The 9446-nt window shown below is 65.3% G+C and carries 11 protein-coding genes and 1 riboswitch; of the genes, 3 read left to right on the forward strand and 8 right to left on the reverse strand.

Translation table 11 applies throughout. The annotated features are described in order from the left end of the window. Positions 1–75: 75 nt before the first annotated feature. The 5 genes from JQ592_RS33500 to JQ592_RS33520 all read right to left on the reverse strand — a co-directional run bounded on the left by JQ592_RS33500 (position 76) and on the right by JQ592_RS33520 (position 3615). Positions 76–684, reverse strand: coding sequence for a thiamine phosphate synthase (locus tag JQ592_RS33500; protein WP_211406995.1), 609 nt, complete (start codon positions 682–684; stop codon positions 76–78). Continuing rightward, complete coding sequence (locus JQ592_RS33505) at positions 671–1453, reverse strand: thiazole synthase (protein WP_211406996.1); 783 nt, start codon at positions 1451–1453, stop codon at positions 671–673. Before JQ592_RS33505 ends, JQ592_RS33500 begins: the two co-directional genes overlap by 14 nt. A 163-nt stretch (positions 1454–1616) precedes the next feature. After that, positions 1617–1814 carry a sulfur carrier protein ThiS gene (gene thiS / locus JQ592_RS33510; protein WP_145664663.1) on the reverse strand — a complete coding sequence of 66 codons (198 nt, stop codon included), beginning with the start codon at positions 1812–1814 and terminating at the stop codon, positions 1617–1619. Next, positions 1805–2830 carry an FAD-dependent oxidoreductase gene (locus JQ592_RS33515; protein ID WP_211406997.1) on the reverse strand — a complete coding sequence of 342 codons (1026 nt, stop codon included), beginning with the start codon at positions 2828–2830 and terminating at the stop codon, positions 1805–1807. Before JQ592_RS33515 ends, thiS begins: the two co-directional genes overlap by 10 nt. Continuing rightward, a riboswitch (TPP riboswitch) is annotated at positions 2818–2946 on the reverse strand. (Overlaps the previous gene by 13 nt.) A 132-nt stretch (positions 2947–3078) precedes the next feature. Beyond that, positions 3079–3615 carry a lytic transglycosylase domain-containing protein gene (locus JQ592_RS33520; RefSeq protein ID WP_211406998.1) on the reverse strand — a complete coding sequence of 179 codons (537 nt, stop codon included), beginning with the start codon at positions 3613–3615 and terminating at the stop codon, positions 3079–3081. 229 nt (positions 3616–3844) lie between these two features. Here JQ592_RS33520 and JQ592_RS33525 point away from each other — a divergent pair, with 229 nt between their 5' ends. Beyond that, the gene (locus tag JQ592_RS33525) at positions 3845–4045 is read left to right on the forward strand and encodes a hypothetical protein (RefSeq protein ID WP_211406999.1); all 201 of its coding nucleotides are present in this window, start codon (positions 3845–3847) and stop codon (positions 4043–4045) included. Between the two features lie 63 nt (positions 4046–4108). Here the strand turns inward: JQ592_RS33525 and JQ592_RS33530 are convergent, their stop codons facing one another. Beyond that, positions 4109–5437 (reverse strand): ATP-binding protein, encoded by a 1329-nt coding sequence (locus JQ592_RS33530; RefSeq protein WP_211407000.1) that lies wholly within the window; start codon positions 5435–5437, stop codon positions 4109–4111. A gap of 13 nt (positions 5438–5450) precedes the next feature. Beyond that, the gene (locus tag JQ592_RS33535) at positions 5451–6221 is read right to left on the reverse strand and encodes a response regulator (protein ID WP_211407001.1); all 771 of its coding nucleotides are present in this window, start codon (positions 6219–6221) and stop codon (positions 5451–5453) included. Between the two features lie 180 nt (positions 6222–6401). Here JQ592_RS33535 and JQ592_RS33540 point away from each other — a divergent pair, with 180 nt between their 5' ends. Then, positions 6402–6953 (forward strand): hypothetical protein, encoded by a 552-nt coding sequence (locus JQ592_RS33540; protein ID WP_211407002.1) that lies wholly within the window; start codon positions 6402–6404, stop codon positions 6951–6953. Positions 6954–7176: 223 nt separating this feature from the next. Then, positions 7177–7707, forward strand: a complete 531-nt coding sequence (locus JQ592_RS33545) for a PRC-barrel domain-containing protein (RefSeq protein ID WP_211407003.1) — start codon at positions 7177–7179, stop codon at positions 7705–7707. A 270-nt stretch (positions 7708–7977) separates the two neighbouring features. Here JQ592_RS33545 and JQ592_RS33550 read toward each other — a convergent pair whose 3' ends face one another. After that, positions 7978–9189 (reverse strand): ABC transporter substrate-binding protein, encoded by a 1212-nt coding sequence (locus JQ592_RS33550; protein WP_211407004.1) that lies wholly within the window; start codon positions 9187–9189, stop codon positions 7978–7980. Between the last annotated feature and the right edge of the window lie 257 nt (positions 9190–9446).

A 9446-nucleotide genomic window follows, 5' to 3' on the forward strand; every position in this document is an offset into this window, starting at 1 on the left:
GGAGAAGCCGCGGCGTACTGGATCGCCCGGTCAAGCCGGGCGATGACGGCGGAGTGTGTTGAGAGAGCGTGCGCATCACGCCGCCTCCTTCGACTGGCCGAGCCATTGCCGCACGCGGGCATCGGGGTCGGCGTTCTGGGTGACGTCGCTGACGACGGCGATGGAATCCGCGCCCGCCGCAAAGATCTCCGCGGCGTGCTCGAACTTGATGCCGCCGATTGCGACCAGCGGGATGCTGCCCACGCGCTTCTTCCATTCCGTGATCTTCGGGATGCCCTGCGGCTCGAAGCGCATCGACTTCAGCGTGGTGAAGAAGATCGGGCCGAGCGCGACGTAGTCGGGCTTTGCCGCCAGCGCGGTTTCAAGCTCGGCATCGTCATGGGTGGAGACGCCGAGCAGAAGGCCCGCCTCGCGGATGGCCTTGAGGTCGGCATCGGCCAGGTCCTCCTGGCCGAGATGCAGATACTTTGCGCCGGCGACGATGGCGGCGCGCCAATAGTCGTTCACGACCAGCTTGGCTTGCGTGTCCTTCGTGATCGCCAGCGCGTCGGTGACGATCTGCAGCGCGTCGGCGTCGTTGAGCTCCTTCGCGCGCAGCTGGATGGTGCCGACGCCGAGCTTGGTCAGGCGTTCGACCCAGTTGAGGCTGTCGACGACGGGATAGAAGCGATCAGGATACGGCATGCCAGAACGGGGTCCCAACGACAGGGGTGGAGGGCGAGGCGAAGTCGCGGGCGTTCATCAGCCCGGCTTCGTAAGCGGTGCGTCCGGCCTCGATGCCCAGGCGGAAGGCATTCGCCATCGCGACGGGATCGGCGGCTTTGGCGATCGCGGTATTGAGCAGCACGGCGTCATAGCCGAGCTCGAGCGCCTGTGCGGCGTGGCTGGGCGCGCCGATGCCGGCGTCGACCACCAGCGTGATGTCGGGCAGCCGCTCGCGCAGCAGTTTTAGCGCATCGCGGTTGGTGATGCCCTTGGCGCTGCCGATCGGGGCGGCCCACGGCATCACCACCTTGCAGCCGGCATCGACCAGGCGGTTGGCGACCGAGAGGTCCTCCGTGCAATAGGGGAACACCTCAAAGCCGTCCTTGATCAGGATGGTCGCGGCTTCCACGAGGCCGACGACATCGGGCTGCAGCGTGTCGTTGTCGGCGATGACCTCGAGCTTGATCCAGGAGGTGCCGAACAATTCGCGCGCGAGCTTGGCGGTGGTCACGGCCTCGCGCACGCTGCGGCAACCGGCGGTGTTCGGCAGCACGGTGACGTCGAGCTCGCGGATCAGATTCCAGAACGCATCGCCAGTCTTGCCGCCGGCGGATTCGCGCCGCAGCGACACCGTGACGATGTTCGAGCCGGAGGCACGGATCGCCGCCTGCATGATCGCAGGCGAGGGATAGAGCGCGCTGCCGATCAAGAGGCGGGAGGGGAAGGTTTTGCCGTAGAAGGTCACCATGGGGAAGGTGTCTCCTTAATTGTCGTCCCGGCGAAGGCCGGGACCCATACCGCGTGATTTCGCTCGGGGCACGCAGGGAGAGATCGTCCGTCCCAATGAAGGGCGGTGGTTATGGGTCCCGGCCTTCGTCGGGACGACGTGGAGAGAGCTTGCTCGCCTCACCTCACCCTCCCTGCCGCGGTGTGATGATCTCGATCTCGTCGCCGGCTTTCAGGCTCGTCTCGGCCCAGCGGCTTTTCGGCACGACGTCGTAGTTCAGCGCGATGGCGAAATGGGTGCCTTCGTAGTCGAGCTCTGAGAGCAGCGCGCCGACGCTGGCGGAATTCACCTCGCGCTGTTCGCCGTTGACGATTACGCGCATTGCATCACCTCGTTGTCGATCTGGCCGCGCTGGACATAGGCAAGCGTCAGCTCGGCGAGTGCCGGCGCGATCAGGAAGCCGTGGCGGTAGAGGCCGTTGACGGCGATGGTCTCGCCGCGGATGCCGATGCGCGGCAAATTGTCGGGATAAGCGGGGCGAAGGCCGGAGCCGAACTCGACGATGCGCGCCTCCCCGAAGGCTGGGTGCACCGTGTAGGCCGCGCCCAAGAGCTCCAGCGCGGAGCGGACGCTGACGCCGGTGTCCTCGGCCTCGATCGAGGTCGCGCCCAGCATGAACAGGTTCTGCTCGCGCGGGATCACATAGAGCGGCCAGCGCGGGTGGATCAGCCGCACGGGACGCGAAAGCTGCACCTCGCTGGTCTCGATCAGGATCATCTCGCCCTTGACGCCGCGCAAGCCAGGCTGCTCCTCGCGCGCGGAAAGGCCGCGGCAGTCGATCACGATGCCTTTAGGATTAAGGTTTGCGAGATCCTTGGCGGTGACGTCGCTATCGAACTTGATGGTGCCGCCGGCGGCAAGGATGCGCTCGTGCAGCTTCGGCAGCACGCGGCGCGGCTCGACATGGCCCTCGGTCGGGAAGAACAGCGCATCGCGAAAACGTCCCTCCAGCGACGGCTCGAGCTCGGCGAGAGCTGTGGCATCGAGGCGGCGATGGCCTTCGGTCATGCGGGCAAAGCGCTCGAAATCGTTGCGCTCGCGCGGGTGAGCAACGACCAGCGAGCCGTTGAAGGGGGTATCCGGCAATTCGCGCCGCCAGATGTCGAGCGAGCGCAGGCCCAGGCGGCTGATGATGGGTTCGGCGACCTCGGCCTCGCAATAGGGCGCCAGCATGCCGCCGGCCCAGTGGCTGGTGGAATCGGTCATGGTGGCGTCACCGCGCTCGTGTAGCGTCACGGTGTGGCCGGCCTGCGCGAACAGCAGGGCTTGCCAGGCGCCGGCAATGCCTGCGCCGATGATGGATACCGGTGAATCCGGTCGCTTGGTGGTCTGCAACATCCCTGTCCCTTCGCCGGCATGACCCGGATCAGGTTCAAAGGGTCACCGCGGTCCTGGGCGGTATTGCCCATTTAGCGGTATCTCAGCTCCTCCTCGGAGCACCCCTCGGAACGGGTCTAATGTATGCCAGGGAGGCGGGGTGGTCAACGCGTCAACCACAGGGCAGTCATTCCGGGATGGTGCGAAGCACAAGGCCCGGAAATCTCGAGATTCCGGGTTCGATGCTTTGCATCGTCCCGGAATGACGATCAGTTGTGCGGAACCTGCGCCCGCGCGTTGCGGACGCCTTGCGTGAGCTTCCGGTGCGGAACGTTGCCGAAGATCGGCTGCGGATTGCCGTTCGGCTCGAGCCATGTCTCACCCGCATTGGCGACCTGCATGGTCTCCTGCCGCTGCCGCTTTGCAACGTAGTAATAGCCGCCCGCGAAATAACGCACAGCTCTCGCGTGGTCGCCATTGGCGGCGCGATAGGCGCCGGCGAGGTACTTCACCGCATAGGTGAGATTGGTGTTGGGATCGCGCAGACCGGCGGCATCGCCGGTGTAGCCGACCCCGCGGGCGGTCGCGAGCTTGATCTGCATCAGCCCGATGGTGCCGCCACGGCCGACGAGGCCGGGCTGGTAGCGGCTTTCGCGCATGATGACGCGATGCACCAGCGCCTCCGGCACGCCATTGGCGCGGGCATGCATCGCGACCATCTCGGCATATTCGGCTTCGCCCGCCAATGCGGCCTGCGTCATCATCAGCCCTGCCGCAGCGAGCACGGCAATACGCAAAATTTTCATCGAAATATTCCTCGGCAGAACGGACCTGCACCCTCGCGCGTTAGGCCGTGGGAACACGGCGATGATGTGGCGAAACGCCGCCTCCGGCGATTTTCGCAGGGCCGTCGCTTTTACGACTTAAACCTAGGTTAAGTTGGCAGCTGGCGGAGTGCCTTACGCGGCAGCGGGTCTGTCCATTGGCGCATTCGCCCAAAATCGCTGATCAAAACCAGCACTCGGGAGGACGTCCATGACCCCAGCAGACATCGACGACATCCCCAAGCAGAACCCTTGTGCGCAATGTGGCACACCGATCCCGTTCCCGGACTGGATCGAGCCTGGCGAAGGCCGCGTTTCCTATCTCTGGAAGTGCCAGGCCTGCGGCTATCGCTTCGAGGCGGTCGCGATCTTCGATAAGCACGCGATCGTGCATCCGCCGCTCGCCGCCTGAGGCGTTGTCTTAAGGGCGCATGATCTCTTCGGAAGACCGCTACACACTTTTCCGGATCATGCGCTAAGCCGCGAGCCGCGGCTCCTGCCATACCGGCAATTGCATCCGCACGATCAGGCCGTGCGGCTCGCGGTCGTGCAGCGACAGCTCGCCGCCATGGGCGAGCGCGATCGCGCGTGCGATCGACAGGCCGAGGCCGAAGCCGGTGGACTCGTCCATGGTGCGCGCGTCGTCGCCGCGCACGAACGGCTCCAGCATCTCCTGCTTGCGCGCATCGGAAATGCCGGGGCCGTCATCCTCGACGTCGATGACGAGCTTGGTGCCCGATATGTCGAGGCGGATCGTGACCTCGGCGCCGAAGCGCACCGCGTTCTCGACGAGATTGGTGACGCCGCGATGCAGATCGTCGGGCCGCGCGGCGGCGGTTGCCGACACGGGCCCCTCGTAGTGCACGACATGGCCCATGTCGGCGAACTGGTCGGCGACGAGCTGCAGCGTGCTGGCGATATCGACCAGGGTCACTGCCTCGATCTTGCGGTCGTTGCGCAACAGCGACAGCACCGATTCCAGCATCGCGCGCATCTGGTCGAGATCCATCAGCATGCGCTTGCGGTTGCCCTCGTCCTCGATGAACTCGGCGCGCAGGCGCAGCCGCGTGATCGGCGTGCGCAGATCATGGCTGATCGCGGCCAGCATCCGCGTGCGATCCGACATCAGCCGCGCGATCCGCTCGTGCATGCGGTTGAGCGCGCGCGCCACCGAGCGGATCTCCTCCGGCCCGCGCTCCGGCAGCGGATCCGCCTCGCCGTCCAGGCTGAAATTCTCGGCGGCCCTGGCGAAGGAGGACAGCGGCGCAGCCAGCGCATAGGCGGCCCAGAGACCGAGCGTGGTGACGCTGATCAACACGAACAGCAGCGTCATCAGCCACGGCCCGCCCCAGAAGCGCGATCCGTGCGGCGACGGCTCGACGCGGCCGGCGACCATGGTGCCGTCGGACAGTTCGACCGCGATCCGATGCAGGCCGCCCTGCGGCGCAAGCGCGAGCACCTTGTACTGATGGCCGAGATGCCGGCGCACATTGTGCAGCTGCTGGCCGTTGCTATCGCGGCCGGAGGCGACAGTGCCGGGCGCGAGCAGCTCGATCCCGGCCTTCGGAAACGCGCGGGCGATATCGGCGAGGATCCGCGGCCGCTCGCTCGCCTCCGCGCCGTTGAGCAGCAGGGCTGCGTCCGCGAGCTGATGCGCGCTGTCGGGCGGCGGATCGGCGCGATCCGGCCGGCTCACCAGGAAGCTCACGGTCAGGATCAGATGCAGCGCGACGATCGAGGCCACCACCAGCGCGGCGATCTGTCCGCCGATGCTCTTGAGGTGGAAGAAGCGGAACGGCGTCATGACAGCCGTTCCCTCAGCTGCTCAGGGATGGCGCGACCGCTTCAGTGCTTGCTACCTCAGTGCCTGCTACTTCAGTTCTCGGCGTGAACAGATAGCCGCCGGAGCGCACCGTCTTGATGATGGTGGGATCGGCCGGATTGGGCTCGATCTTGCGGCGGATGCGGCTGACCAGCACGTCGATGGAGCGCTCGAACGAGCCGGTGTTGCGCCCTTGAGTCAGGTCGAGCAGGCTGTCGCGCGACAGCACGCGGCCGGGCCGTTCGCAGAAGGTGCGGAGCAGGTCGAACTCGGCGCTGGTCACCGCGACGCGCGCGCCTTCGGGATTGCGCAGCTCGCGCAGGCGGAGGTCGATGCGCCAGCCCTCGAAGGCGAGCGTGCTCGCGCCTTCGATCGAGCTTGCCGCCTGCGCGGCCGCCTGGCGGCGCAGCACCGCGTTGATGCGGGCGAGCAGCTCGCGCGGGTTGAACGGTTTCGGCAGATAGTCGTCCGCGCCCATCTCGAGGCCGACGATGCGGTCGACGTCCTCGCCGCGCGCGGTCAGCATGATGATCGGCGTCTGCGCCTCGGAGCGCACCTTGCGGCAGAGGCTGAGGCCGTCCTCGCCCGGCAGCATGACGTCGAGGATGATGAGGTCGACGCGGTGATCGGCCATGGCGCGCGACATCTCGCGGCCGTCGCTCACGGCGGTGACGTTACAGGCGTTGTTGCGCAGGTACTTCGCAATCAACGTCCGGGTTTCGCGGTCGTCCTCGACGACCAGGATGTTGGGATTGGGAATGGCCATGCGCTTTGTTTGTCCAAGATTCGGGCCAAATGGCGAAGATTTTTGTTTCAGATTGTTTCCGCAGCTCTTTCCGCAACACGGGGACATGCCCGGGCAGGGAAGCAGCAAGGTCTCGTTAAGGCCGTTAACCATACCGTGACGCGGTCACACAAGAAACCCCGCAAAATCCACGGAGCCATCATGACTTCGATTTCGGCGGCATCCGCCGGTAGCTACCAGTCGCCCTTGCAGCGGCTGCAGCAGGAATTGCAATCGGAAGTTTCCGCCGGCACGATCTCGTCGTCGGACCAGTCCGCGCTCTCGACGGCGCTGACCGACATCGACACCGCGCTCCAGCAGAGCCGCTCGAGCGACCAGTCGAGCGGCACGCGTCCCTCCAAGGAGGACATGCAGTCGAAGATCGACGATCTCATATCCAGCGAAGTGTCGAACGGGACGCTGACCTCGGACCAGGCCGAGGAGCTGAAGAACGTCTTTCAGTCCGCCTTCGCGAACGGTCCCGGCGGTGCCGGTGGACCGCCGCCCGGCGCGCCGCCGGACGACAGCTCTTCGGACTCATCGTCGACGGACTCGACGAGCAGCAGCTCGACGGACCAGACCACGGCCGAGATCCTCCAGCAGTTCCTGCAGGCGCTGCAGCAGTCGCAATCGTCGAGCTCGTCCTACGGCGCGAGCGGCAGCTCATCGAGCAGCTCGAATTTCTCCGCGCTCCTGATCGACTACAAGAGCTGACCTCGCGCGACGCGGGTCGGCGCGTTCCCCGCCGCGATCGTGCTTCACCCAGGGCGCATGATCGTCGGCGGGGAACCGTGCGCCGCAATATGTTCCTGGGTGACCCAGGAACACCTCGCGGCATTGTTGCGCACATCGCGCGACGAAATTGCCGCGCGTAAGGAACTGCACGTGAATAGCGCTGTTTTCTCCACACGAGTTTTCTGTTGAAGGAGAGGACAACATGCTGACGAAATCGATCGTCGCCGGCCTCGCCGGCACCGCACTGCTTGCGACCGTCGCGGTTGCGCAAAACCCGACGGCCACCACCGACAAGGCAGCGCCTGCGGCCACCGCGACAACCACGACCGCCTCGGCGTCGGGTGAATGGCGTGCCTCGAAGATGTCGGGCCTGAAGATCTACAACGAAGCCAACGAGAACATCGGCTCGATCAACGATCTCCTGATGGACAAGAGCGGCGCCATCAAGATCGCCGTGATCGGTGTCGGCGGCTTCCTCGGCATGGGCGAGCATCTGGTCGCCGTGCCCTACGAGAAGTTGAAGTTCGTCAACGAGGCGGTGGCCTATACCGGCGCCGGCACGAACCCGGGCGGCAAGCCCGGCGCGACCACGACGACGGGCGCTGCGACCGGCACCGACAAGCCTGCGGCGACCACGACGTCGTCCGCGTCGAAGTGGTATCCGGACCACGCCGTGTTCAATGCGAGCAAGGACGAGCTGAAGAACATGCCCGAGTTCAAGTACTCGGAGTAACGGGCTTCTGATCGGCTGAACGAAGCGCGCCTGGTTTTCACCGGGCGCGCTGTCGTGTCTTTCTACCTCGCCCCGCTTGAACTGTGGGGCTATCGCAGATTGGGCCTGAGCAAGCGCCTCGTCCTTCGAGACGACCGCTTCCAGCGGTCTCCTCAGGATGAGGCTAAGCAGCATTGGCCCCGTTGAATTTGCTGCCGCGCACTCCGCCCTCATCCTGAGGGCCCGCCATCGGCGGGCGTCTCGAAGGATGCGTTGCGGGCGAGAACACTTTCAATGCGTCACCAGCGGGCAGCCGCCCTTGTCGAGCGGACGGAACGCCTCGTCGCCCGGGACGGTGGCGAGCAGCTTGTAGAGGTCCCACTCGCCCTTGGACTCCTCGGGCTTCTTCACCTCGAACAGATACATGTCGTGGACCATGCGGCCGTCGATGCGGATCTTGCCGTTCTTGGCAAAGAAGTCGTTGACCGGCGTTTTGCGCATCTGCTCCATCACCTTGGGGGCCTCGTCGGTCTTGATGGCCTCGATCGCCTTCAGATAGTGCATGGTCGCCGAATAGAGGCCGGCCTGGATCATGGTCGGCATGTGGCCGACCTTCTCGTTGAAGCGCTTGGAGAAGGCGCGCGTCTCCTCGTTCATGTCCCAGTAGAAGGCGTCGGTGACGATCAGGCCCTGCGTCGCCTTGATGCCGAGCGAATGGGTGTCGGTGATCTCCTGCAGCAGCGCGATCATCTTCTGGCCGCCCTGGGTCAGGCCGAACTCGGCCGCCTGCTTCAGCGCATTGGTGGTATCGCCACCGGCGTTGGCGAGTGCGACCACCTTGGCCTTGGAGGCCTGGGCCTGCAGCAGGAACGAGGAGAAGTCCGACGAATTGAGGGGATGACGGACCTCGCCGAGCACCTTGCCGCCGCTCTCCTTGACGACGTTGGCGGCGTCGCGTTGCAGCGCCATGCCGAAGGCGTAGTCGGCGGTGACGAAGAACCAGGTGTCCTCGCCGCGCTTGACCATCGCCTTGCCGGCGACGTTCGACAGCGCATAGGTATCGTAGGTCCAGTGCACGGTATTGGGCGAGCAGGCGGGGCCCGTGATGTCGGAGGAGCCGCCGCCGGAATTGATGTTGATCCTGTTCTTCTCGCGCGTCAGCGCCGAGATCGGCAGCGCCACCGACGACGTCGGCACGTCGAAGATCGCGTCGACCTTGTCGTTGTCGTACCAGTTGCGGGCAATGTTGACGCCGACGTCGGGCTTGTTCTGGTGATCGGCGGCGACCACTTGAACCGGCTTGCCGGCGACTTTGGCGCCGTAATCGGCGACCGCCATCTCGACGGCGGCGAGCGAGCCCTTGCCGGTTGCGTCCGCGTAGAGGCTCGACATGTCCGTGAGCACGCCGATCTTGACGACATCGTCGGAGATCTGCGCCTGCGCGGCGCCGGACGTCGCGGCGAGCGCGATGCTGGCCGCGACGGCAGCGATGAGTTTTTGCATGTGTTCTCCCTGTGTGTTGTTGTTTGGGCGTTGTTGCGGGGACTGTTCTAGCGGCTATCGGCCGCGGCAGCTAAGCGGCGCGCGCCATAGCGGAATGCAAAATCAGAAGGGGCGGGCGGTGTTCCCAGTAGAAGGAGGGAATATCGCAACGGCATGATGCACATTGCTGTGCCCTCTCCCCTAGAGCATGTTGTTTTTGACTGGAATCGGGATTCCCACCGGGAGCGATTTCTGATTCAACCTCCATGCTGGAGGGC

The organism is Bradyrhizobium iriomotense, from assembly GCF_018129405.1.
GTDB classification, from domain to species: domain Bacteria; phylum Pseudomonadota; class Alphaproteobacteria; order Rhizobiales; family Xanthobacteraceae; genus Bradyrhizobium; species Bradyrhizobium iriomotense_B.